The sequence below is a fragment of the Acidiphilium sp. JA12-A1 genome, assembly GCF_000724705.2.
Lineage (GTDB): Bacteria > Pseudomonadota > Alphaproteobacteria > Acetobacterales > Acetobacteraceae > Acidiphilium > Acidiphilium multivorum.
The window spans coordinates 1-24074 of sequence record NZ_JFHO01000033.1; the positions used below are offsets into that span (position 1 = coordinate 1).

The 24074-nt window shown below is 64.5% G+C and carries 19 protein-coding genes and 4 pseudogenes; 9 read left to right on the forward strand and 14 right to left on the reverse strand.

All coding sequences use genetic code 11. The features are described from left to right. Both RT91_RS06595 and RT91_RS23000 read left to right on the forward strand, forming a co-directional pair. A partial coding sequence (locus RT91_RS06595; RefSeq protein WP_152982801.1) for a transposase occupies positions 1–550 on the forward strand: 550 nt, incomplete at its 5' end. Positions 551–644: 94 nt separating this feature from the next. Further along, the gene (locus tag RT91_RS23000; RefSeq protein WP_205408955.1) at positions 645–1166 is read left to right on the forward strand and encodes a transposase family protein; all 522 of its coding nucleotides are present in this window, start codon (positions 645–647) and stop codon (positions 1164–1166) included. Here the strand turns inward: RT91_RS23000 and RT91_RS20365 are convergent. The 7 genes and pseudogenes from RT91_RS20365 to rocF all read right to left on the reverse strand — a co-directional run. After that, positions 1105–1571 (reverse strand): annotated as a pseudogene (locus RT91_RS20365) (transposase); the annotation flags it as partial. The gene RT91_RS23000 and the pseudogene RT91_RS20365 sit on opposite strands and share 62 nt — an antisense overlap. Before the next feature lie 61 nt (positions 1572–1632). Then, positions 1633–2271 (reverse strand): transposase, encoded by a 639-nt coding sequence (locus tag RT91_RS06605; RefSeq protein ID WP_082468552.1) that lies wholly within the window; start codon positions 2269–2271, stop codon positions 1633–1635. A gap of 593 nt (positions 2272–2864) precedes the next feature. Next, positions 2865–4709, reverse strand: a complete 1845-nt coding sequence (locus RT91_RS06610) for an alpha/beta hydrolase (RefSeq protein ID WP_035186328.1) — start codon at positions 4707–4709, stop codon at positions 2865–2867. A gap of 130 nt (positions 4710–4839) precedes the next feature. Continuing rightward, the gene (locus RT91_RS06615; protein ID WP_035186330.1) at positions 4840–5289 is read right to left on the reverse strand and encodes a DUF962 domain-containing protein; all 450 of its coding nucleotides are present in this window, start codon (positions 5287–5289) and stop codon (positions 4840–4842) included. A 17-nt stretch (positions 5290–5306) separates the two neighbouring features. Then, the gene (locus tag RT91_RS06620) at positions 5307–6275 is read right to left on the reverse strand and encodes an alpha/beta fold hydrolase (RefSeq protein ID WP_007424758.1); all 969 of its coding nucleotides are present in this window, start codon (positions 6273–6275) and stop codon (positions 5307–5309) included. Positions 6276–6371: 96 nt separating this feature from the next. Beyond that, the gene (locus tag RT91_RS06625; protein WP_007424759.1) at positions 6372–7442 is read right to left on the reverse strand and encodes an ornithine cyclodeaminase; all 1071 of its coding nucleotides are present in this window, start codon (positions 7440–7442) and stop codon (positions 6372–6374) included. Positions 7443–7444: 2 nt separating this feature from the next. After that, positions 7445–8404, reverse strand: a complete 960-nt coding sequence (gene rocF, locus RT91_RS06630) for an arginase (protein ID WP_035186331.1) — start codon at positions 8402–8404, stop codon at positions 7445–7447. 114 nt (positions 8405–8518) lie between these two features. Between rocF and RT91_RS06635 the strand changes: the two genes are divergently transcribed. After that, a complete protein-coding gene (locus RT91_RS06635) occupies positions 8519–8965 on the forward strand; it encodes an Lrp/AsnC family transcriptional regulator (protein WP_007424761.1) in 447 nt (148 codons plus the stop codon). 54 nt (positions 8966–9019) lie between these two features. Further along, positions 9020–9771 (forward strand): IS5 family transposase gene (locus tag RT91_RS20370; RefSeq protein WP_152982802.1). Its coding sequence is split into 2 segments (ribosomal slippage): positions 9020–9350 and positions 9350–9771, totalling 753 coding nucleotides; the frame shifts between segments, so codons are not numbered across the junction. 565 nt (positions 9772–10336) lie between these two features. Here the strand turns inward: RT91_RS20370 and RT91_RS06645 are convergent. From RT91_RS06645 to RT91_RS06655, 3 genes are all read right to left on the reverse strand, one after another. Further along, on the reverse strand, positions 10337–11209 hold the full coding sequence (locus tag RT91_RS06645) for an SDR family oxidoreductase (RefSeq protein ID WP_035186334.1): 873 nt from the start codon (positions 11207–11209) through the stop codon (positions 10337–10339). Positions 11210–11316: 107 nt separating this feature from the next. Continuing rightward, positions 11317–13179 (reverse strand): bifunctional diguanylate cyclase/phosphodiesterase, encoded by a 1863-nt coding sequence (locus tag RT91_RS06650; protein WP_035186335.1) that lies wholly within the window; start codon positions 13177–13179, stop codon positions 11317–11319. A 5-nt stretch (positions 13180–13184) separates the two neighbouring features. Next, positions 13185–13745 carry a heme NO-binding domain-containing protein gene (locus RT91_RS06655; RefSeq protein ID WP_035186337.1) on the reverse strand — a complete coding sequence of 187 codons (561 nt, stop codon included), beginning with the start codon at positions 13743–13745 and terminating at the stop codon, positions 13185–13187. A gap of 590 nt (positions 13746–14335) precedes the next feature. On the opposite strand from RT91_RS06655, the pseudogene RT91_RS20380 reads away from it, so the two are divergent. Both RT91_RS20380 and RT91_RS22870 read left to right on the forward strand, forming a co-directional pair. Then, positions 14336–15090 (forward strand): annotated as a pseudogene (locus RT91_RS20380) (IS5 family transposase). A 325-nt stretch (positions 15091–15415) separates the two neighbouring features. Next, positions 15416–18124: an autotransporter-associated beta strand repeat-containing protein gene (locus RT91_RS22870; RefSeq protein ID WP_035186339.1), complete on the forward strand. Its 2709-nt coding sequence runs from the start codon at positions 15416–15418 to the stop codon at positions 18122–18124. Between the two features lie 206 nt (positions 18125–18330). On the opposite strand, the gene RT91_RS06670 is transcribed toward RT91_RS22870, so the two are convergent. Further along, positions 18331–19146 carry a sulfite exporter TauE/SafE family protein gene (locus tag RT91_RS06670; RefSeq protein WP_035186341.1) on the reverse strand — a complete coding sequence of 272 codons (816 nt, stop codon included), beginning with the start codon at positions 19144–19146 and terminating at the stop codon, positions 18331–18333. A 107-nt stretch (positions 19147–19253) separates the two neighbouring features. Between RT91_RS06670 and RT91_RS06675 the strand changes: the two genes are divergently transcribed. Continuing rightward, a complete protein-coding gene (locus tag RT91_RS06675; protein ID WP_013640305.1) occupies positions 19254–20030 on the forward strand; it encodes a helix-turn-helix domain-containing protein in 777 nt (258 codons plus the stop codon). 162 nt (positions 20031–20192) lie between these two features. On the opposite strand, the gene RT91_RS06680 is transcribed toward RT91_RS06675, so the two are convergent. Then, positions 20193–21149: an alpha/beta hydrolase gene (locus tag RT91_RS06680; RefSeq protein ID WP_035186343.1), complete on the reverse strand. Its 957-nt coding sequence runs from the start codon at positions 21147–21149 to the stop codon at positions 20193–20195. Continuing rightward, positions 21146–22171, reverse strand: a complete 1026-nt coding sequence (locus tag RT91_RS06685) for an MBL fold metallo-hydrolase (RefSeq protein ID WP_013640303.1) — start codon at positions 22169–22171, stop codon at positions 21146–21148. The genes RT91_RS06680 and RT91_RS06685 overlap by 4 nt, the downstream gene beginning before the upstream one ends. Between RT91_RS06685 and RT91_RS06690 the strand changes: the two genes are divergently transcribed. After that, a complete protein-coding gene (locus RT91_RS06690) occupies positions 22170–23135 on the forward strand; it encodes a LysR substrate-binding domain-containing protein (protein WP_035186344.1) in 966 nt (321 codons plus the stop codon). The genes RT91_RS06685 and RT91_RS06690 overlap by 2 nt on opposite strands. A 61-nt stretch (positions 23136–23196) precedes the next feature. On the opposite strand, the pseudogene RT91_RS22480 reads toward RT91_RS06690, so the two are convergent. Then, a pseudogene (locus tag RT91_RS22480) lies at positions 23197–23740 on the reverse strand (integrase core domain-containing protein); the annotation flags it as partial. A gap of 18 nt (positions 23741–23758) precedes the next feature. Here RT91_RS22480 and RT91_RS20390 point away from each other — a divergent pair. Beyond that, a pseudogene (locus RT91_RS20390) lies at positions 23759–24074 on the forward strand (transposase); the annotation flags it as partial.

Consider the following 24074-nt stretch of genomic DNA (forward strand, 5'->3'; position numbering starts at 1 on the left):
TTTCTACGAATTCCACCAGGCCACGCAGCGCCGATCGCGGCCGAGGCGCTCGCCCCGGATCGCGCGGCTCTATGCGATCGAGGCCGAGATCCGCGGGCAATCCGCCGAACGCCGCCTCGCCGTGCGGCGGGAGCGATCCCGCCCGGAGATCGAGGCGATGCACACGTGGCTGGACGAGCAACTGCTGTGTATCTCGAAAGGATCGGAACTGGCGAAGGCGATGCGCTACGTCATGCGGCACTGGGAGGGGCTGACCCGCTTCCTCGACGATGGCCGGATCGAACTCGATACCAACACCGTCGAGCGCGAAATCCGCCGGATCCCCCTGGGACGGAAGAATGCCCTGTTCGCCGGCAACGACACCGGCGCCGAGCACTGGGCGCTGATGGCGACGCTGATCGGATCCGCAAAGCTCAGCGGCGTCGAGCCGCTCGCCTGGCTCACCGAAATCCTCGAACGCATCGTCGCCGGCCATACCAAGGCCAACGAAATCGACACCCTGCTGCCTTGGAACTGGAAAACTCAGGCCACTCTACCAGCCGCCGCGTAGCGCTCACTCGCCAACGCAAGGCCGTCGTTCAGACTGCGCTTACGCGGAAAGCGTAGAGACAGAAGGAGATACGGCCACCATCAGGGTTCGCGCGGTGGCCGGGCGCGGTATTTGCCCGAACTGTGGGCGGGCGTCTTTTCGTGTTCATAGTCGCTACCATCGCCGCCTGGCGGATCTGCCCGCTGGTGGACGAATGGTCCGGCTCGTTGTTCTTGCGCGCCGGTTCTATTGCCACGAGGCTCGGTGCAGCCGGCGGATTTTCGCCGAGCGGTTCAGGGAACTGGCACCATGGGCACGCCGAACCGCACGACTGGATACGATTGTTCAGCATCTTGGGCTGGCACTCGGTGGTCGGCCGGCAGCTGGTTTTGCCGGGCGGCTGATGATCCCGGTCAGCAACGACACGCTGCTGCGGGTGGTGCGCCGGCGCGGTACATCACCTCTGATACCGGCGCGTGTCGTGGGCGTTGATGATTCGGCTTGGCGGCGTAATTTCCGCTACGGCAAGATCGTCCGCGATCTTGAACGACGGCGTACGATTGCACTTTTACAGCATAGACCGGGCCCAGCGGGCGCTGCTGCCAGGTCGTCACCTCGTCCAGCACCGCATCGGTAATCGTGCTGATCAGTTCTGCCGACGCATCGATGCCGTAGATCTCGGGCAGATGTTCCGCAATCTCGCGGGTGCTCAGCCCCCGCGCATACATCGAGATGATCTTGTCATCGAAGCCCGGAAACCGGCGCTGGCATTTGGCGATCAGTTGCGGATCGAAGCTGCCCGCACGGTCACGGGGAACCGCAATCTCGATCTTCCCCGTGCCGGTCGACACCGACTTGCGGCCGTAGCCGTTCCGGCTGTTCTCGACCTCCGTGTCGTTACCGAGTGATAATCCATCTCCGCGCTCAGAACCCGCTCCGCCAGGGCCTTCTTCAGCACGTTCACCAGATCACCCGAGTACAGGGCTGTCGCCGCGTCACCGCCAGTCAGCAACTGGTCCAGTAAGTCGTCCGGGATCGCCAGTGCTTTCCGTCATGCCATATGGGGCTTCCTTTCTACCCATTATCCCAAACACACACAAAATTCAGGATAGTGCCCACAGCGCCAGTGCCCAGTCGGTGCCGACGTCTTCGGTGAGATCGAGGACCTGCGGGTAGTATCGCCAAAGTTGCTGACGGGCGCAGTTGGCCAGACCGATACACTCCCCCTTGAGTTCCTCGGCCATACGCGACCACTCGCGCAATTCCACGACGGCAGGGTCGAGTGCTTCCACGCGCTGAAAACAGCGACAATCGGTGCGCAGCGACGAGGCCAACATCAGGGCGTCGCGGCGGTCGTCCTTGGCACCGGCCGGCGAGAAGCGGTCGCGGAAACGGTCAAGCTGCTTGGGGTTGATGTCGAACACGGCGATGCCGCGGTCCAACAGCGCTTCGACAACCGGCCCATGCGGCGTCTCGATTGCAACGCTGACCTGGCCCGGCTGCTTGGCCTGGCTGCACAACCAATCGACCATCGCGCCGATCCCGGCGGCGTTATGGCGAACGCTCGCTGGACCGGCTGCTTCGGCTCCCATCGAGCGGACTTGGTGTGCGCTGCTCGCCCAGTCAATGCCGACGAGGACGAGCGATTCAGTGTCGATGGCTACCTCCCGCTTGCTGTTGTGCCAAGCCACCGCGCCGCTTCGCCGTTCCCTGTACTGGCGCTCACGGCTGCAATCAGTCAAGGCGCGACTCCCCACTGGGCGTACAAAACGGGCGACCGGATGAGGCGCGCGTAACCCCCCAAGGTGCTCAACGGCAAAGGGGCAAAAGGGCTGCTCTCAACCGATCAGCCCGACACGGCTATGAAGAATCATAAGCTGCGGCCAGATAGGTACAGGGCGCAAAGCCAAGCGATCGGCCGGTCGAGGGGTGAACGGGCGACCACGATTCACGCCGTCGCGGATGAGCAGGGGGCGCATCGCCGCTATCCTCCTGACGCCAGGACAGACGTCTGAAATAGCGGCGCCCGAGCCCTTTTGCCGACCATGTCGCCGCCAGACTATCTGATCGCCGACAAGGCTTACAAAGCCGACGACCGCCGCGCTTTCCTCACCCGGCAGGGCAGCAGGTCGGTGATCTCACCCATGCCCAACCGCCACGCCATGCCGGCCTTCGATCCCGTCGCCTACAGAAGCGCAAATTCATCGAACGCGCCTTCTGCAGGATCAAGGGCTGGCGCGCCATCGCCACACGCTACGACAAAGCCGCACGAAACTTCCTCGCTGGTATCTGTCTTGTCCTCGCCGCCACCGCGTGGATCAGTCAAGTCCAGAACCTAACGTTCGTGCACATACGCCCCCGGCGCATCGCCGAGCACCGGCAATCCTCGCGATGGCGCTGCCATCGGCGGCGGATCTGCCGCGCAGCCCGTGCCGACGCCGCCGATCCAGTCACGCCACGCCGGCCACCAGCTTCCCTGGCGCTCCGGGGCGAGCGTTGCCCAGGTGTCCGGATCGACATAGCGCTCGCCGTGGCGGCGCGTCAGGATCTGGAATGTGCCGATGGACTGGTTCGGCGGATTCACGACTCCCACATTGTGCCCGCCGGATGCCAGCACGAACGTGATATCCGTATCTGCGAATAGCGCGATCTTATAGACCGAACGCCAGGGCGCAATATGGTCGCGCGTGGTGGCAACGGCAAACAGCGGGACGCGGATGTCCCGCAGGGCGATGACTCGCCCCTCGACCGCAAAACGGCCGGCTGAAAGCCGATTTTCGAGAAACAGCCCGCGAAGGTATTCACTGTGCATGCGTGCCGGCATGCGGGTCTGGTCGCTGTTCCAGGCCGACAGAGGGGTCATCCTGTCACGCTCGCCCAGCATGTAGTTGCGGATCAGCCGCGACCAGACCAGTTCGTTGGAGCGCAGCGCCTGAAATGCTCCGGCCATCTGCCGGGTATCCAGATAGCCCTGATCCCACATGAGGTCCTCGAGCAGGAGGAATTGCCGCTCGTCGAGAAAAAGCATCAGGTCCCCGGCATCCGCGAAGTCGGTCTGCGCGGCGAGCAGGGTCAGGCTCGCCAGCCGGTCGTCATGATCCCGCGCCATGGTCGCAGCCGCGATCGCGAGGATCGTTCCGCCAAGACAATACCCGCAGGCGTGAATGGCACGGTCGGGCACGATGCGGGATACGGCATCGAGGGCTGCCATCACGCCGTGGCGCCGGTAATCGTCGAGGCCGACGTTGCGATCGTGCCGGTCGGGGTTGATCCACGAGATGATGAAGACGGTATGGCCGTTCGTCACCAGATAGCGAACCAGCGACGTCTCGGGCGTCAGGTCGAGGATATAGTATTTCATGATCCACGCCGGCACGATCAGCACAGGCTCGGCCGCGACCTTTGCCGTCGCGGGCGCATACTGGATCAGCTCCATCAGTTCGTTACGGTAGACGACTTTCCCGGCCGTCGTCGCGACCACCTCGCCGACGGGAAACGCCTCCGCGCCATAGGGGCCCTGCCCGGCCAGAAGACGTTCCGCGTCCTCGATCCAGTTCGACCATCCGCGAAGCAGATTGAACCCGCCTTCCTGCAAGGTCCGGCGAATGATTTCGGGATTCAACCACGGGATGTTGGTGGGCGCGGCAATATCTAGGATCTGCCGCGCCATGAAGGCGACCTCGGCTTCGTGCCGCCGCACCAGCCCGGGCACCTGCCGTGTTGCCTCCCGCCACCAGTCATCGGCGATGAGAAAGCCCTGGACGATGGCGTTGAACGGATAGGCCGACCAGCCTTCATCGGCGAAGCGGCGATCTCCCTCGGGGGGGCGCAAGGGCGGATTTTCAGGTTCGCCGATGGCCGCGCGAGGAAGCCAGAAGCCGAGCCGGAGCAGAAACGTCGCCGCGCGCATCGCCAGGGCCTCCTGCTTGCCGAGCGCCAGTTCGAGATGCAGCGCCCAGTCTGTCCAGGCATCGGCGACGGCGAGCGGCGACACACCCTGGCTGATCCGCGCGAACATCGCGCGCGAAAGGCGGTCGAACGTCGCGAAGCCCGGCATGGCGGTCGTGCCGCTATCGGCCCGGCGACGCGAAGGCAGGACGGGCGCGTTCGGCGAGGGCCGCACTTCCCGCGGCGGGGGGCGGCGCGGCGGCTGCCGCGCAGGATGTTTTCGATCCGCCATGGCCGGCTCCACCGCAATTGAAGCGGCCCAACTCCTGCCGCGCGGCTTTCTATTCCACGTTCTTCCGGGTGAAGCCTTGACGCAGGTCAACCAGAGCGGCGGCGGGTGGGAGGCACGATGTCTGCCACGGTCACGTCTGCCGCCGGCCAGGCAGCATTTCGTGCATCACGAACAGGGGGCCGACCAGCAGGTAGCGGAGATCGTCGAAAAAGGACGGCTTGCGGCCCTCGATGTGATGGCCGACGAATTGTCCTATCCAGGCGATGACGAAAATGCCAAGCGCGAGCGGCAGGATCGCTGACGGCGGAATGACGAGGGTCCAGAGCGCGAGCATCGCCGCAAGGACGGCCGCCATCGCCGCCGCGGCGCGCAAGGCCACCATCCGATCGGGGTCGATGAAGGCGTAGTAGATGACGGCGGCGATCAGCGCGATACCCGCCACGACGGGATTGATCGCCACCAGCCCACCCACCACCGCGAAGACGATCGCCGGCACGCATACGCAATGGATCAGTACATTCCGGCGATTACTGTGGCTCTCCGCGTAGTGGAGCAGCTTCTGTTCGAGGGTGGTGTCCATGGCGGATTTCCTGCGCGTCAGCGTGTTGGACCGGGCGATCCGGAACCGGCGGCCGCGGATGGGGGCCGCGCCGCATTGTCGCAGATCAGGTTGAGCAGCCGGGGCACCACGCCCGGCGCGATGTCGTGGCCCATGCCGGGAATGACGACGAGGCGCGCGTCCGGGATCGCCGCCGCGGTCGCGCGGCCACCGCTCGGGTGCACCATCGGGTCCCGGTCGCCATGCACCACCAGCGTCGGCGCGGTGATCCGCCGCAGCATCGCGGTCCGGTCGCCGGATTTCACGATCGCGGTGATCTGCCGCACGATGCCGGCATCGCGGTCCGGGCCGCCACGATCCCAGGCCTTGCCGGCGTAATCGGCAAGCGCCGCCGCATCGATCGGGAAGCCGCGGCCTCCGATTGCGCGCATCGAGTCGACGAAGCGCTGCACCGCCGCCTCGCGCGTGCGCGGCGGCCCCTGCAGCAGGCGCAGCAGCGAGGCCAGCGCCGGCTGGCCAACCCGCCGCGCGCCGGTGGTCGAGAAGATCGAGGTCAGGCTGCGCACCAGGTCAGGCCGTGTCGCCGCCAGGGTCTGCGCGATCATCCCGCCCATCGACATGCCGACCACATGCGCGGGGCCGAGGCGAAGGTATTCGAGCAGGCCGGCGGCGTCCGCCGCCATGTCGGTCAGGTCGTAGTCCTGCGTCCGGGCCCGGCGCAGGAGCAGTTGCAGCTTCGAGGGCGGTGCGATCCCGATGCGGGACGAGCGGCCGACGTCACGATTGTCGAAGGTGATGACGCTGAAGCCGCGCTCGACCAGCCCATCCGCCATGGCGACCGGCCAGGAGTGCAACTGCAATTGCAGGCCGGCGATCAGCAGGATCGGCGGCCCGTTGCCGCGGACCCGGTAACAGAGGCGCATCCCGCCGGCGAGGTCGCAGAATTGCTCGTCGGCGATCGGCAAATCTCGGGGTCGGTCCGGGCTTTCGGTGTTCTGGTTCTGCATCCGATTTCCTCTCGCGGATACAGATTGACGCAAACGGAAGGGAAATCAAAGGGGATGACGCACAAAGAATCGCGACAGCGCCCCACCGGGTACGGGTCAGGCCCCGGCCGGTGCCTTCGCCGGCGCCGGCGCGGCCGCCCGGAGGATCATGCCGAACAGATCGCGCGGCTCGTCGGGGTCGGCCAGCATGTCGAGTCCCTCGTAGAGCCCGGTTCCGGCCAACTGGTCCCGCACATAGCGCAGGGCCGAGAAATCCTCGGTTGCGAAGCCGACCGAGTCGAACAGGGTGATCTGCCCCGGATTGGCGCGGCCCGGCGCGGCGCCGGTGATGACCTGCCACAGTTCGGTCACCGGATGATCCGGCGCGAGTTGCTGGATTTCCCCCTCGATCCGCGTCTGCGGCGGGTATTCGACGAAAATGTCGGAGCGCATCAGGATGTCGCGATGCAGTTCGGTCTTGCCCGGGCAATCGCCGCCGACGGCGTTGATGTGGATGCCGGCGCCGACCATGTTGTCGGTCAGGATCGTGGCGTATTGCTTGTCGGCCGTCACGGTGGTGACGATCTGCGCGCCGGCCACCGCCTCTTCCGCCGACTGGCAGGGCGTGATGTCGAAGCCGAACCCGGCGAGGTTGCGGATGCATTTCCGCGTTGCCGCCGGATCGATGTCGTAGAGGCGAAGCTGCCGGATGCCGAGCAGGGCGCGGAAGGCCACGGCCTGGAATTCGGACTGCGCGCCATTGCCGATGATCGCCATGCACGCGGCATCCCGCGGCGCGAGGTGGCGGGCGGCCACCGCCGAGGTCGCCGCCGTGCGCAGGGCGGTCAGGATCGTCATTTCCGACAGCAAGACTGGATAGCCGGTGCCGACATCGGCCAGGACGCCGAAGGCGGTCACGGTCTGCCGCCCCTCGCGCGTATTCTTCGGATGGCCGTTCACGTATTTGAAGCCGTAGGTGCGGCCGTCGCTGGTCGGCATCAGTTCGATCACGCCCTCGGCGCTGTGCGAGGCGAGGCGAGGCGTCTTGTCGAAGGTCTCCCAGCGGCGGAAATCCTCCTCGACATATTCGGCGAGGCCGGCGATGAAGCGCTCGATGCCGACGCGAAGCACGAGCTTCATCATGTTGTCGACGCTGACGAACGGCACGATGTTCAGGTTCGGGATCATGATCAGAAGCTCCGTGTGGGATAGTCGAGCACGCGGCGGCCGAGCAGGCTGGCCAGCAGGTCCACCATCAGGATGGCGGTGCGGCCGCGTTCATCGAGAAAGGGATTGAGTTCGACGAGGTCGACGCTGCCGACCAGGCCGCTGTCGTGCAGCATCTCCATCACCAGATGCGCCTCGCGGAAGGTGGCCCCGCCGGGAACCGTGGTGCCGACGCCGGGCGCGATTGCTGGGTCGAGGAAATCGACGTCGAGGCTGACATGCAGGTGGCCGTTCGCCGCCGCCACCCTGGCAAGAAAGTCACGCAGCAGGGGGACGACGCCGTGCTCGTCGATGGCGCGCATGTCGTAAACCGTGATGCCGGCGCCTTCCAGGATGCGCTGCTCCGCCGGATCGACGCTGCGGATGCCGAGCATGCAGACATTTTCCGGACGGATGCGTGCCGCGGCCGGCGGGAAATAGCCCTCGAACCCAGCCTGCCCGGTGGCATAGGCCATCGGAACGCCGTGCAGGTTGCCGCTTCGGGTCGTATCAAGCGTGTGGAGATCGGGATGGGCGTCGAGCCAGAGCACGAAGAATTCGCGCTGCCGCTCCGCCGCCCGGCGGGCCAGGCCGGTCAGCGACCCGGCAGCGAGACTGTGATCGCCGCCGAGGCAGACCGGAAAGGCATCCTCGGCATCGAATGCCGAATAGGCAGCCTCGGCCAGAGAAGACGTCCATCCGGCAACCTCCGGCAGGCACTTCACCGTGCCGTTGCCATGCGGCTTCGATGCTGTCGGACGGGGTGCGATATTGCCGAGATCGTCCACTGCGTGACCGAGATCGCGGATGGCGCTCGCGATACCGGCGGCCCGGAACGCGCTCGGCCCCATTTCGCAACCAGGCCGGCCGGCGCCATCCTGCACCGGGACACCGATCAGGCGGCATTGCTTCCGTTGCATCATCGATCGCTCCTCCGCCACCATTGCCATACACATCAAACCAGAGGCTGGCGGCGGAATGCACCCGGAAAATTGACATGTTTTCAAGTGGTATCTAGCATTCTGAAAAGCTGAATTGATCAGAATGGCACCTCCTTCATGGTACAGAACGATCCGCTCGACGACAGGCTGATCACCCTTCTCCGCCATGACGGCCGGCGAAGCATTTCCGACCTCGCGATCGAACTCGGCGTGTCGAGGGCGACGGTTCGCGCACGGATCGACCGACTGGAACGGAGCGGCGTGATCATCGGCTACACGGTGATCCTGCGGGCCGATACCGTTGCCGCACCGGTACGCGGCCTCATGCTGATCGAGGTTGAAGGCCACGCCGCCGACCGGGTGGTCCGCGCCCTCAGCGCCTTTCCCGAGGTGGTCGAGATCCATACAACCAATGGCCGGTGGGATCTCATCGTCGAGCTGGCCTCACCCACCCTCGCCGATCTGGATGGCATCCTGCGCCGGGTCCGGCTGATTCCCGGCATTACCGCCAGCGAGACCAACCTGCTGCTCAATACCCCGCGCAGCACAAGAGCGCGGCTCTAGGGCTTGTGGGGATTTAGGATTCCCATTTGGGGGTGGCTGTGATTCACGCTGTGAATGGAACGATTTGTACTGACGGAGGCCCAATGGGCGAGGATAGAACCGCATTGTCTTGGCAAGGCGAGTGACCCTGGCCGCAGCGGCCGGGACAATCGGCTGTTTCTGGAAGCGGTGCTTTGGATTGTCCGTACTGGCAGTCCGTGGCGTGATCTGCCTTCGATGTTTGGCAACTGGAGCACGGCCTACCGCCGGTTCAACGACTGGCGTCGCGCTGATGTTTTCAAACGGATTTTCGACGCGGTATCTGATGAACCCGATATGGAATACGCCATGGTCGACGGCACGATCGTCAAGGTCCACCGTCACGGCCAGGGCGCAAAAGGGGGACTCAAAGCCAGGCCATAGGCCGTTCCAAAGGTGGCATGACAACCAAAATTCTGGCGCTGACGGATGCCTTGGGCAACCTTGTGCGCTTTCGTCTCATGCCGGGCAATCGTTATGACAGCATCGAGGTCCCGCCACTGATCGACAACGTCGAATTCGGTGGATTGATCGCAGACAAGGCATTCGACAGCAACGCTCTGGTCGCAGAACTCAACGAAAGAGGCGCCAGGATCGTCATTTCCCAGCACCCGGCCCGGGCACTGAAGCTGAAAATCGACCACGAAACCTACAAATGGCGTCATCTGATCGAGAATTTCTTCTGCAAGCTCAAGGAGTTCAAACGCATCGCCCTGCGCGCCTGCAAAACAGACCAGAGCTTCCAGCCAATGATCCACCTCGCCGCAGCCGTCATCAACTCACGATGAATCCCCACAAACCCTAGGTTCTGTACCTATTGCATGACTACGGCGGCGCGTTTGATTCAAGCCTCTTCGGAGGGCTTGGAAGATGCCGGAGCTATTCTCGCTGAACGACACGCAATGGGCAGCGATTGCGCCACTGCCGCCGGATTTCGGCGGCAAACCGCGGGTTGACGATCGCCGGGTGCTGAGCAGCGTCCTGCATCGCATTCGCGAGGGCTCGCGAGGGCTCGCGATGGCGAGCTCTTCCGGATGCCTAAGGGCCACGAACCAGCGAATTCAACCGGTTCAACCGCTGGAGCCAGCGTGGCCTCTGGCGGGAGATCTTTGCCACTCTTGTCGCCTGCGCGGATCCGCCGCGCATCACCATGGTGGATAGCACCTTGGTTCGGGCACATCGCGCGGCCGCGGGCGGTAAAGAGGGGCGCAAAGCCAGGCGATCGGCCGGTCGAGGGGTGGACGGACGACCAAGATTCACACCGTCGCGGATGAGCAGGGGCGCCTCTGGCCAAGACGCTGCCCGCGCGCGAGATCGTCATGAAACTAGCCCGCCTTACCTGAGCCTGCGCACTCAAATTTGCAATTCGCGCAGATCGTCCAGCAGCCCGCGCCCCGCTGGCTGCCAGCCCAGCGTAAGCCGCGTCGCCGTGTTGTCCGCCGACATGTCGAGCGCCGCGAACATGGCGAGCATGCCGAAATACGCCTCCGCCTGGTCCGGCTCGATGGCGCGCGTCGGCAGGCCCAGCCGCGCCGCGACCGTATCGGCGATGTCCCGCAGCGCCACGCCCTCCTCGGCCACGGCGTGATAAACCGCCTCGGGCGCGCCGCGTTCCAGCGCCAGGCGGTACAGCACTGCCGCATCGCCCACCGGCACTGCCGACCAGCGATTCGCCCCGTTGCCAATGACTGCGCATTCCCCCTTTTCGCGATACAGCCCGACCAGACGCGAGACAAAGCCCTGCCGCGCCGTGTCATGCACCTGTGCCAGCCGCACGATAGCAACATTCACACCCTTGCCGATGAAGGCGGAGGCGGCGCGCTCCGAAGCGCGCGGAAACATCCCCTGCGGCCGGTCTTGCTCGGTCGCCGGCCGCCCATGCGCCAGCAGGCCGACGCCGGATGTCACCACCAGCGTCCGCCCCGACCCTTCCAGCGCGCCGCCAAGCACGGCGATCGCCCGTTCGTCGATCGCACAGCTTTCCGCAAATCGCGTGAAATCATGCCCGAACGCGAGATGGATCACCCCATCCGCCGCCGCGACGCCCTGGCGCAAAGAGGCGAGATCCTCCAGGTCGCCACGCAACGCCTCGGCGCCAGCTGCCTCCAGCGCCGCCGCGCCTGCCGCTGAACGGCTCAGTCCGAGCACACCATGCCCCGCCCGCCGCAGCTCCCTCACCACCGCGCTGCCCACGAACCCCGTCGCTCCCGTCACGAATACTCGCATCGGCCGATCTCCCGTTTGCCTGTGGACCGATGTGGCAGATGCGGCGTCCAGTTAAAGCCGGGATATTATACTGGTATGAAGGCTACCAGCTTGGCTGGCCCGGGCGCCTAACCGGGCGCCTCGGCCGGCGCCGGCGTCCGCGCCATCCCGCCCGCGCCGCCGCGCCCCACCTCGGCGCCGAACCGCGCAATCGGCGCCGGCCGGCCGATCAGGTAGCCCTGCAGCAGCGAGCATCCCGCCGCCCGCAGCATGGCGGCCTGTTCCTCGGTTTCCACCCCTTCCGCGACCACCGAGACGTCAAGCGCGCGGCCGAGCCCGAGCACCGCCAGCACGATCGCCTCTGCCTCGCCGAGCCGGCCGAGGTCGTTCACGAAGGAGCGATCGAGCTTGATCTTGTCGAAGGGGAACATCCGCAGCGTGGCCAGCGAGGAATAGCCGGTGCCGAAGTCGTCGAGCGAGATCGTCACCCCCAGCGCCCGGATCTCGGCGAGCACTTCCGTCGCCGTTCGGGTATCCGCGAGCAGCAGCGATTCGGTCACCTCGAGTTCGAGTCGCCCGGCCTCCAGCCCGGCTTCCGCCAGCACCGCGGCGACCAGCTCCGGCAGTCCGCCGCCCTGGATCTGCAATGCAGAGATATTGACGGCGATGCGCAGCTTCGCCGGCCATCCCGCCGCCTCACGGCACGCCTCGCGCAGCACGAAGCTGCCGATCTCTACGATACTGCCCGACTCCTCGGCGATCGGGATGAACGCGGCGGGCGAGACGTCCTCGCCGTCCCGCCGCCAGCGCGCCAGCGCCTCGAAGCCGATCACCTGGTCGGACGCGATCTCGAACAGCGGCTGGTAATGCACCGATATCTCGCCCCGCTCGCAGGCGCCGCGCAGATCGGCCTCCATCCGCCGCCGCGCGAGCTGGGTATCGTTGATCTCGGTGTTGAAGAAGGCGAAGCCGTTACGCCCGGCGGCTTTTGCCTGATCGAGCGCCATGTCGGCATGCGAGAGCAGGGCCTCGGTTGTGGTGCCATCATCCGGCGCCAGCGCGATGCCGATCGAGACCGTCGCCGCCAGCGCGCGTGCCCCGATCTCGGCGAGCCGCACGCTCACCGCCTCGAGCAGCCTTCCGGCCATGGCCCCGGCGTCCCGCACCTCACCGATCGCCGCCTGCAGGACGACGAATTCGTCGCCGCCGATGCGGGCGATCAGGTCGCTCTCCCGCGCTTCCTGCCGCAGGCAGGCGGCGAGATCGACCAGCAGCCGGTCCCCCGCGGCATGGCCGAGCAGTTCGTTCACCGTCTTGAACCGGTCGACATTGATGACGTGAACAGCGAATTTGGTCCCCTGCCGACGGCTTGTCTCGAGCGCGGCCTCCAACTCCTCGTGCAACCGCCTGCGGTTGGCGAGTCCGGTCAGTGGGTCATGCTCGGCGAGATAGCGGATGCGTTCATTGGCCCACCGCCGTTCGGAGATGTCCTGGGTGATCACCAGATACCCGGCGAGCCTCCCTTCCTCGCGCAGCAAGGCGACCTCGGTACGGAACCAGGCCTCGCCGTTTGCCGCCGGCCATTCGAGCGCGCCGTCATCGCCCTGGAATAGCGCGGCCATCGCGGTCCGGTGGCCGGGGCTCACGCGTTCGAGAAACCACGCGGTTCCCCGCAGCGGCGCGGCCGCTGTCGCCGGCAGGCCCGCCGCGGTGCCGATCGGCACGACCTCTTCGTCAGGCAGCATCAGTTGCCAGGCCGAAAGCCGCGCGATCCGCTGCACGTTGTCGAGCGCGCCGGCGTAGGCCCGGCTACGCTCCACCGCGCGCTGGGCGGTCTCCAGCATGAAATTCGCGAGCAGCGTCATCTTCTGGACCGTCAGGTCCGAGCTCGCGGTCCGCAGCCGCACCGACAGATCACCGGTGACAACGCCGCACATCGCCTGGCACAGCGCCTCGATCGCGGCGCGCTCAATCGCTTCGGCTTGGTCCATGCGTGTCAGGCCGCCTGCGCCGGCTTTAGCCGCACCTCGATGATGGCGGACGCCGCGCCGGCATCGCCGTCTAGGAATGCGATCTCAGCCACCTCGCCCCGACGCGCGGCGAGGCAGCGGGCGAGCGCGCAGTAGAAATAGCCGAGCCGGTTCGATGAGCGGTAATGCATCCGCACCCCGTCCGGCAGCGCCTCGACCCTGAACTTGTCGGCGACTTTCCGCTGCCCGCTGGTCCGTAACCCGCAGGCGAGGCTGTTGTGGATCTCCGGCTGCAGCAGGAGAAAGCCCCGCGTGTCCGGCGCCGTCTTGAAAAATCCCGAGAAGGTGCGTTCCGCCCAGTCGAGGAAGAACGCCGCGATCTCCTCGAACACGGTTTCGGTCGTCGTGCCGGTTTCGGTGGCGATGGCATCGACCAGCGCGCAACAGGCCTCGTCGTCATATTCCGTATCGAGCCGGAAGGTCTGCCCGTCCGGAAAACCCGCCCGCCCGAGAATCCGCGCCCTGGCCTCTGGCGCAACGCGGGTCTTGAGGTACTGATCGACCGTATGAGGAATGATGCCCAACATTCGAACTTTATCGCGCAAAATATTTGATGTTCAGTTACCGGAATCGCGCGTGTTGGTCGCCGCAGCAGACAGCGACTCCGGGGCTCATGGTGGAATGCCGGGATCGCAACACGCCGCCGTCGCCGCGAAAGCCGAAATATATGCCGCAGCCCCGGAGCCGGCAGACCACACCTGAGAGCGAACGCCTCATGCCGTCATGGGATCGGCGGGTACCGACCAAGGCGGGCATAGGCAGGCCAGCGATGAGGTCCTGAAGCGGCCAATCAGCGCCTCACTCAGTGCCGACCGCCCAGCCTGTAGATGGTATGCTCGATAAGCCGCTGCGCTTGGTTGGTCCGTTGGCCGATCAACTCGGAAGGCAAGGAGTTTGTCCGACTCCTTCCTACCAATAGCTGGCCATATTTCGTGGGAGTACGTCAGGAGTGACGTCTCGGATAATCCTTGGATAGTTCATCCATATCCGCCAGCTTACGCGGGAAATCGTACGCACTCGATGGCCGACGACCACTTAGCTTCCGGAACTAGGTTCTGTACCTATTGCATGACTACGGCGGCGCGTTTGATTCAAGCCTCTTCGGAGGGCTTGGAAGATGCCGGAGCTATTCTGGCTGAACGACACGCAATGGGCAGCGATCGAGCCACTGCTACCGGACCTCGGCGGCAAGCCGCGGGTTGACGATCGCCGGGTGCTGAGCGGCATCCTGCATCGCTTTCGCGAGGGCTCACGATGGCGAGCGCTTCCGGATGTCTACAGGCCATGAACCACCGTATTCAACCGGTTCAACCGCTGGAGCGAGCGTGGCCTCTGGCAGGAGATTTTTGCCGCCCTTGTCGCCTGCGCGGATCCGCCGCACATCGCCATGGTGGATAGCACTTTGGTTCCGGCACATCGCGCGGCCGCGGGCGGTAAAGGGGGGTGCAAAGCCAGGCGATCGGCCGGTCGAGGGGTGGACGGACGACCAGGATCCACACCGTCGCGGATGAGCAGGGGCGCATCGCCGCCGTCCTGCTGACGCCAGGACAGGCGTCCGATATCAGCGGCGCCCGAGCCCTTCTGCCCACCATGCCGCCGTCAGAAGACCCGATCGCCGACAAAGCCTACGACGCCGATGACCTCCGCGCCTTCCTCACCAGGCAGGGCACAAGGCCAGTGATCTCGCCAATGCCCAACCGCCGCGCCATACCGGCCTTCGACCCCGTCGCCTACAGAAAGCGCAATCTCATCGAGCGCGCCTTCTACAGGCTCAAGGACTGGCGCGCCATCGCCACACGCTACGACAAAACCGCACGAAACTTCCTCGCAGGTATCTGTCTCGTCCTCGCCGTCACCTCATGGATCAGTTGAGGCCAGAACCTAAAGTGCTGCCCAACCACTCATTGAGGGCGACAAGAGACGTTGTCCCGAGTCTTTGCGCACGGCGGTCGCGACGTCGCTTCCGCATTGCTGAGCCATTTCGGCAAGGCCTTGGGCGTCATTTCCGGCCCATTGCCTGAACGGATACTCACAATATTAACCCTTTGCTGCCTAAAGACGACGAAACGGATTTTCGCCTCATCGAATCACAAGCAAGAAAGTGGATATGCGGTTTCCTTACCCGCCATGCCAGAAACTCCGGATTGTGCTTGTTGTGACATCTCGCCTCGCCGCGTCGAAATCCCGCAGGACTCTCGTGGCGGGCATCCTTCTCGCCTGCTTGCCAATTGTCGGTAATGCCTGGGCTCAGAGCGTCACCTTTGGCTATACCGGCGCCGCCCAAACCCTGCGCATCGCGATCACGGGAACCTACCAGATCACAGTCGCGGGCGCCCAGGGCGGCAATGGTGGCAATTCACGGCAAGGCGGCGCCGGTGCCGTGATCGTCGGCGACTATGATTTTTCCGCTGGCGAGGTCCTGAACCTCATTGCGGGTGGGGCCGGGAGTAGCTCGACTTATGGCGGCGGCGGCGGCGGGGGAGGTAGCTTCGTGTTCGACCAGTCGAGCAACACATTGGTCGTGGTCGCGGGCGGCGGCGGCGGCGCTGGCTCCAATCGAGGCGGCGGCGGCGGCGGACAGGTTACGACCTCAGGTGCCTCTGGCAGTGGCGCGGGCGCCGGGGCCGGGGGTAGCAACGGCGATGGCGGCGCAGCTAACCCCTACGACCATGGCGGGGGCGGGGGCGGCTTTCTTACGGCTGGGCAGAACAGCGGTTCTTTCGCGACCGGCGGCGCCGCCTACCCGTCTCTCGCCGGCGGTGTTGCACGATACGGCGAGGCGGGCGGTTATGGTGGCGGCGGAGCCGGGACCACCGAAGGCGGCGGCGGTGGCGGCTATTCGGGCGGCGGCGGCGGCTCGGGATATTTGAGCTTCGGCGGTGGCGGCGGCGGTTCTTACGAAGCAAGCGGGTTCACGCTGATCTCGGCGACCGCCGGCAGCTCCGGCAACGCCATCTCGGTCGCCGGAAATTTTGGAAACGGCTACATCAGCTTCCTTCTCTCCCAATCCAATATCTCCGGTCAGGGCGGGCAATTATCTGACGTCGGATCGTCGCTGACCACCGAGTTCGACGGAGGCAGCCTGACCAGCGACGCCAACGCCACCACGGCTGCCTCCTTCACCATCACCGGCAAGGGTGGCACACTGAATGCCGCCGGCCATACACTGATCTTCACAGGCGTCTTCTCTAATGCCAATGGCAGCACGCCAGGGCATCTGATCATCTCGTCCAATCCGAGTGCCGGCGGCGTCATCGTCCTTGATCCCGTTGGGGCGAATACGTTCAACGGCGGCATCCAGGTCCTGGCCGGCGCCACGCTGCAGATCGCATCTGCGAGCGCTCTGGGTTCGGGGACGCTTGCGCTTCTGGGTACGGCCACGATGCCCGCGGAACTGAGTGTCACCGGCACGACGGCCATAACTGACCCGATCGTGCTCGAGGGCGATCCGACCTTCGATATTGCCAGCGGCAAAACCACCACGATCGGCAGCGTGATTTCCAACGCGACCCCGGGGAGTCCCGCCGGCGATCTCGTGAAGCAGGGTGGCGGAGCGCTGGTGCTGACGGGGGCGAACACCTACACCGGAGCGACGACGATCGATGCCGGCACGCTTGCGCTTTCAGGAACCGGTGGAATTGTCGATTCCGCCGCGGTGACGAACAATGCGACATTCGATCTCTCCGGCTCCAGGCAATCGGTCAGACTCGGCGGCGACTACATCCAGAGCGGGAGCGGCTTGCTGGTGCTCCGTGCGACCCCGACGATCGGCACCGGCTATTCTCCGCTGCTGGCGAGCGTACGGGCGACGCTTTCCGGCGCGCTCGGTATCGATCTCGGCTCTGGCACCTACGCAATCGGCGGCAAGTACGACCTTATCCACGCGAGTGGCGGGGTCTCCGGGACTTTCTCGCAGGTCGGCTACGCGGGCAGCTTCGGCCCTTACATCCTCCCCAGCGTCGTTTACCAGCCGGATGATGTGTATCTCGAACTCAGCCCGCAGCCGGTATTGGTCGATAGCGGCCGGGCTTATGTTGCGAGCCGGTTCGCCATCAACGAGGCGCTGTTCGACGACATTGACGCAATCCTTGGCGGCGATAGTGCAGGTTCGGCGCGTTCGGGCGTCTGGATGCATGCGCTCGGGAATTTCGGGAGCGCGAATGACTTCGACTTCCACACAGGCGGAACGCTGGTCGGACGTGGCTTTCCGATCTCGCCCGTCTGGATTGCGGGCTTTGCCGTGAATGCGTTGTTCACGGGCACGAGTGGCCGCTACGGCACGGTAAACAATACAGAGACCGGCATCGCCCTCTATGGGATTTATCATCATCGCCATCTCCAGATATCCTTCAGTAATGCGGTGGGCGGTCTCTCTGACAATTTCGAGCGCTCGGTGCCGGAATTCGGCATCGGTGCCCGTGCCGGCGGGGCTGGACTCTATGACGTGGCAGCGATGCGGGCGCAGTATGCGCTGCGGCAGGGCCTGTTCTTCCTGGCTCCGGATATCGAGGCGGCCTACGCTCATACACAGATCGGGACGGTGGTGGAGACTCGGGCCGGCAGCTTGGGTCTGACCTATGAGGCGCTTGCCACGGATCTCGGCCGGATCTCCGCGGGCATAACCGGAGGCATGGTCCTGCGCCGATCTTTCGGAACTGTCGAACCGTTCGTTTCAACCGGCGGCTATGGCAGCGTCGGACAGCGCCGCTACAGTAACGTTGAGACGCTGCAACTCGCGAGTTCGGTGCAGACGGCGACCGTGGCAGCAACAGCAGCTTACACGGCAGGCGCGGGAGTGAAAGTGATCGGAACCGGACATTGGCGCGGTGACGTCTATTGGGAGGGAGCGTGGGGCGATAACAGCTCCATGCAAGATCTCGGTTTCGCCGTGCGCTATGTCTGGTAGCGGCGCAAACGCGTCGCTTCGCCCATCCCCAGCGACATAGCGGGGCGGTCTTTAATCTCTCTGGCACCCACGTGCACAGAATTCCCTCTCGCGAGCGCTTTCCCACGTCTGTCGGCGACCGCCCCTGGGCGTAATTTTGTGCCGCCCCGGCGATCGCGTGAAGGGAAAGGCCGACGACGGCGCGGACGGCCTGCTTCCGCGGGCGATCAGACGATCATGCCGATCAGCACGACGACCAGAAGAAGCAGGTAGGTCCGGGCGTGCCAGCCATCCGGAATCCGCCCGATGAAGGGTGCTGCCGCGCGGATGCCCAGCAGGGACCCGATCACGAGAACGACGAAGGCGAGCCCATCGACGCTCCCCACTTGCCATTGCGAGACCGCTACGGCATCGGCTGGCAGCAGCATGTAGATGCCCGCGCCGACCAATGCCACCGGCAGGGTGAGCGGCGTTGCCATGGCCGTGGCCCGAGTCATGTCCATGCCCCGCCGCCGGTTCATCGGAACCGTCATCACGCTGCCCCCCACGCCGAGAAAGGTTGCAATCGTGCCTATGATGATACCGGCAACGGCCGTAAACTGGGCCGGCATCCTCGGCAGGGGGCCGTCGTCTGCTGCCCTGGACAGGAAGCCGCGCCGCAGCAGGCAATCCAGGATTGTCACGCCCAGGTAGGCCACGAAGGCCCAGCGCATGACGTCATCGGAAGCGCTGGTCGCAAGCATCGCTCCGATACCTGCGCCGATCGCGATGTATCCTGCGAGTGGCCAGAGTTGAGCCGCGACGAGGTTGCCGAGCCGTGCGTGTCGCATCGTCGCCATGAAAGAGTTGACCACCATTACTGCGGTCGACGTGGCAACCGCCACGTGCATGGCGGCAGGACTCGCGCTCGTACCCCGCCCCAGATCCACCGTGAGGATCGAGAACAGCAGCGGGACGATGACAAAGCCTCCGCCAAAGCCGAAGAGCACCGTTGTCACACCGCTGAGGACGCCAAAGACAGTCAGAATCAGGTAGGTCAGCACGCCGTATTCCCGCTTTCGAACAGGATCGCTCTACACAGATAAATCTTGCCCTGCTTGCGATGATAGGTCAGATATTTTCGAGAATGCGCCAAAACGGGAACGCCACGATGAACAGCCGCCAGATCCCTGTCGCCCGCAGCGACGGCATCGATCGGCCGGTATTGGCCTTCGGCACAGACTACCCGGACGGGACCTTGCTATCATGGCACTGCCATGCCCGCGCGCAGCTGCTCTACGCCGCCGTGGGTACGATGCGGGTGGACACGGAAAACGGTACCTGGATCGTGCCGCCGCAGCAAGCGGTCTGGATCCCGGCGGGCCATTCGCATCAGGTCCTGATGCAGCGCGCAAGCACGCGCAGTGTGTATGTCGATCCACCTGTCGCACCACGCTCCGGGCAATTCTGCGAAGTGCTGCAAGTGACGCCCTTGTTACGACAGTTGCTTATCGAAGCGGTGGAAGCGTCTGCGGACTACAAAGCCGGGGAACGGGATGGGGCTTTGTTCGAACTATTGCTGCACGAGATCGGCCGTGCCGCGGCTTTACCCCTTCATGTGCCGCTTCCTGCGTCCCCCGCGTTGCTGGAGCTGTGCCGTCGCTTCCTGCACGCCCCTGATATCCGGATTACGGCCGATGACTGGGCCCGCGGCCTTGCCATGAGTCGGCGTAGCCTCAACCGTCTTTTCCTGCGTGAAACCGGGACTACTCTCCTCCACTGGCGTCAGCGGGCCTGCGTCCTGGCTGCGCTCTCGCGTCTCGCGGACGGGACACCGGTTACGGTCGTCGCACTGGATCAGGGATACGAAAGCCCGGCGGCTTTTACGACAATGTTCAAGCGGATCCTGGACAGACCACCTTCCGCCTTCATGCGGCACCGGGTGTGATCGGGCACCAGATTTAGTCGCCTGCGGACGACTGTCACGACGCCCAGTGAACCGGATGGCCAATTCCGGCATCAAACTGCGGCCTGCATACGCCCTTGCACTCGAGCTTCTACCGAAAGCCCACTGCTTTCAGGACCACTCGCGATGCATCGCGAGCTGCGGCTATCCAGGCAATGTGCGGAGAAAAAGCAGGATTTCGCTCAGAATTTGCCAGCGGTTGCGTTCCATCACCATCATATGTGTGGCTTCGCCGATCTCGATCCAGCGCCGATAGCGGGCACCAGTGAGGCGCTGAAAGAGGGCCGACATGCGCGGCAGCGGCACATCCAGATCCCATTCGCCGTGCAGAAGCAGCACAGGCGCGGTGATCGCTTCCGGCTCATAGAATGGACGGCCAACGGACCAATAATCCCGCACATCCTGGATGACGCCGGCAGGGGCGCGAATGATGCCGTCCTTGGACGCCGGATCACTCGCCAGAATGATTTCGGCCCAGGCGGCGAACCATGCGCTGGGCAAAATCTCCTCCTGCCGCTCGGTCGGCACGCCTTCAAGCCAGCGGTTGCGGAAGGCATGGACATCGAAACGGCGATAGGCCGGCACCGGGCCACCCGGATCAATGCGCGGCGGCCCGTCGCTCAGCCATTGCGGGGCGATGAGGACGAGTTTCGCGACATTGGTGGGATGAGTCGCGCTGTAGGTGCCAGTCACCGTGCCGCCCCAGGACATGCCGATGAGAGTCAACTGAAGAAGATCCTGCGCGGCCCGGATGTGATCCACAGCAGTAGCCAGGTCGCGTACCGCTTCCGCGGTGGAGACTTGAGGCGGGGCTGCGTCCGGCGCCCCATCCATGCCGGCGGGGCGGGTCGAACCGCCAAAGCCACGCACATTCAGCGCCCAGACATCGAAGCCTGCTTCTGCCAGCACATCCATGAAAGCGCCTTCGCCGACCGGCACGTCATAGAGGCTTTCGGCCGGGAGCGTCGCGCCATGCATGAGCAGCAGGGTGCGTTCTGCTCCGAATGCGGCGATGCCGGTGCGGCGCTTGCGGCGGAGATGGAGGGAAATGCCCGGTGTATCACTCGGGATGAGCCGGTTTTCGGTGGCGAGGTCGCTCATGATGCAGAGTTTTCCTTGGGATTTACGAACTTCCAGGCGAACCCGGGGCCGTTCCGCGTGATACGGCCGGCGCCGCTTTCGGCAAAATGGGCGGAAAAGCAGAGAGCACCACTTTCAGCGGCTTGCGCCAATACACCGCGGCGCGACTGCTCTGCTGTCTTGGGAAACTCGCAGTAGACCGACCGCAGATCGGGCCGGTACGCCTGCAGCGGATGATGCATGATATCGGCGATGAACCAGGCTTCCTCACCGCGAGAGCGTAGGCGGATAACGGCATGGTCGATGCTGTGCCCGGGTGCGGGATGGAAGGAGAGGCCGTCCGCAATCTCCTTGCCGTCGATCGCGATGGCCTGGCCCAGGCCGGCGTCGATTACTGGTTTCAGACTATCTGTATAAACCTGCGGCATGGGCGGATGATCCGCGCGGCCGAGATCTGCTGGAGGCAGATCGGGCGCAGGCGCGAAGCCGTCCAAGGCGGCGGCGTAACGCGCCTCTGTTTCGGAATAGACATGTCGTGCGCGGGTGAAGAGCGGTTGCCAGGTGTTATCCTGCAGCACCGTATTCCAACCGACATGGTCGGCATGAATATGCGTCAGCAGGACGAGATCGACCTGTTCCGGCGTCACCCCGGCGGCCGCAAGGCGGGACAGATAGGGCGTGTCGAGACGGTCCAGCATCGGGGCGCTGGGCCGCGGCTTGTCGTTGCCGGTGGCGGTGTCGATCAGAATGACGCGCCCGGCATGCCGCACCAGCCAGGAATGCGTGCCCTGGGCGAGCTTGCCCGTATCAGGATTGTAGGAGCCGGCCGAAAGTTGGCTGCCATAGGCGCCCAGTGCTGCGGCGTCGAGATCGGGATAGAGCCGGGCAGGATCGGCATTCGTCCAGCGGAGTTCAGGGATACGGGTCACGAGCGCATCGCCGACCCGGAAGGAGAGCGGGGGTTCTGCGCCGTTGGAGGATTGCTGCGTCATGAACGGGAAGCTATGGTCCGTGGGGTCATCATGCAAATCGATTTCGGTCATGCGCTCTATCGATCACTTCAATCTCCGTTCCTTCGACCTCAACCTGCTGGTCGCCTTCGACGCCCTGATGACCGAGCGCAGCGTGACGCGGGCGGCGCAGCGGCTGAAACTCGGTCAACCGGCCATGAGCCACGCGCTGTCAACGCTGCGGCTTATCCTGGATGACGAGGTTCTGGTCCGTGTCGGCACGGCGATGAATCCGACTGCCAAGGCGATCGCGCTGGCGCCGCGGCTGCGCGAGCTTCTGTTGCAGATTCAGAACACCCTGACAGACGGCAAGCCCTTCGACCCGCAATCCGAAACGCGAATAGTACGGCTTGGCTTTTCGTCTGAGTTGGAGATTCTACTGCTCCCTAGGCTGACTGCCTATTTGCAGGCCCATGCTCCGGGCATCAGCTTGCTGACCCGCTCGGTTGCGCGGGGTGACGCACATCGCATGCTGGATAACGGTGAACTCGATCTTGCCATCGGCTGTTTCGACTACGAGCTGGAACGGCATTGCGGCACGCCGCTGTTTGAACAGTCACTTGCTTGCTGTTTCAATCCGGATCTCGTGCAGCCCGGGTTGCCTTTGACCGCTGCCGCCTACATTGCGCATCCGCATGCATTGATGACGTTGAAGGACGATATTCAGGGCTGCCTGTCCGAGGCTTTGGCGCGCGCCGGCAAGGCGCTGCATGTGGTGCTGGCGGCGTCCGATTTTCTCACCGTTCTGGCTACTGCCGCCGAGGCACCGGTCATCGCCACGTTGCCAGCGCGAATGGCAGCACGCTATGCGCCGCGCTTCGGCCTCACGGTCGCGGAGATTCCACTCGACCTTCGCCTGCCTTCAGTGGCTCTGGTGTGGTCGATGCAGAACGACCGTGACCCGGCAATCGCATGGCTGCGGGCGCAGGTCGTGCCGCTATTGCAGGCTGCGTCCGCTTCGGAGATCGCTCGATCCTCGGTCAGGCAACCGAGCTGAGTCGATTCCGAATGTCGAATAAATTAGGGAATTGACCTGCTCCCCAATTTGTCAGCGTCCATAAGTTGGCGCTGTTCGTGTTTTGGTCCGCTCTGGACAAGTTTGCAAGTTCGGTCGGGGTGAGACCGTCGAGGCTCGTGTGTGGTTTGTTCAGGTCGTAGCCGATCCTCCATTCTTCGATGATGTCTCTTGCGTGTCGATAACTGCGGAACAGATGTTCGTTGAGGCATTCGTCCCTGCGGCGGCCATTAAAGCTCTCGACGAAGCCGTTTGCATGGGCTTTCCTGACGCGATGTAGTGCCATGCGACACCGCGATCCCGCTGCTATTTCAGCATGGCGTTTGGAGTGAGTTCGGCTCCGTAGCACATCAGGAATGGGAGCCGCCGAGCCAGCGGGGCGCGGAGCCACGATGTTCGGCGATCGCATCCAGTTCTCGGGCCACGCGTTCCCCGGAGATCGAATTGTCGACAACGGCCGCAAGGCACTCCCGGCTGAAGTCGTCGATGACACACAGGATGCGGATGCGGCGCCCGTCGACCAGGGCATCGGGCACTATCCTGAATTTTGTGTGTGTTTGGGATAATGGGTAGAAAGGAAGCCCCATATGGCATGACGGAAAGCACTGGCGATCCCGGAGGACTTACTGGATCAGTTGCTGACTGGCGATGATGCGGCGGCAGCCCTGTACTCGGGTGATCTGGTGAACGCGCAGAAGAAGGCTCTGGCGGAGCGGGCCTGAGGGCGGAGATGGATTACCATTTGAGTGATGATACGGAAGCTGAGAACAGCCGCAACGGCTACGGCCGCAAGTCGGTGTCGACCGGCACGGAGAAGATCGAGATTGCGGTTCCCCGTGACCGTGCGGGCAGCTTCGATCCGCAACTGATCGCCAAACGCCAGCGCCGGTTTCCGGGCTTCGATGACAAGATCATCACACA

Coding starts and splice junctions, on each gene's coding strand:
- RT91_RS06610 (WP_035186328.1), bottom strand. CDS start 4,709: ATGGCGGATCGAAAACATCCTGCGCGGCAGCCGCCGCGCCGCCCCCCG.
- RT91_RS06615 (WP_035186330.1), bottom strand. CDS start 5,289: ATGGACACCACCCTCGAACAGAAGCTGCTCCACTACGCGGAGAGCCAC.
- RT91_RS06620 (WP_007424758.1), bottom strand. CDS start 6,275: ATGCAGAACCAGAACACCGAAAGCCCGGACCGACCCCGAGATTTGCCG.
- RT91_RS06625 (WP_007424759.1), bottom strand. CDS start 7,442: ATGATCCCGAACCTGAACATCGTGCCGTTCGTCAGCGTCGACAACATG.
- rocF (WP_035186331.1), bottom strand. CDS start 8,404: ATGGTGGCGGAGGAGCGATCGATGATGCAACGGAAGCAATGCCGCCTG.
- RT91_RS06635 (WP_007424761.1), top strand. CDS start 8,519: ATGGTACAGAACGATCCGCTCGACGACAGGCTGATCACCCTTCTCCGC.
- RT91_RS06645 (WP_035186334.1), bottom strand. CDS start 11,209: ATGCGAGTATTCGTGACGGGAGCGACGGGGTTCGTGGGCAGCGCGGTG.
- RT91_RS06650 (WP_035186335.1), bottom strand. CDS start 13,179: ATGGACCAAGCCGAAGCGATTGAGCGCGCCGCGATCGAGGCGCTGTGC.
- RT91_RS06655 (WP_035186337.1), bottom strand. CDS start 13,745: ATGTTGGGCATCATTCCTCATACGGTCGATCAGTACCTCAAGACCCGC.
- RT91_RS06675 (WP_013640305.1), top strand. CDS start 19,254: ATGAACAGCCGCCAGATCCCTGTCGCCCGCAGCGACGGCATCGATCGG.
- RT91_RS06680 (WP_035186343.1), bottom strand. CDS start 21,149: ATGAGCGACCTCGCCACCGAAAACCGGCTCATCCCGAGTGATACACCG.
- RT91_RS06690 (WP_035186344.1), top strand. CDS start 22,170: ATGCGCTCTATCGATCACTTCAATCTCCGTTCCTTCGACCTCAACCTG.
- RT91_RS06685 (WP_013640303.1), bottom strand. CDS start 22,171: ATGACCGAAATCGATTTGCATGATGACCCCACGGACCATAGCTTCCCG.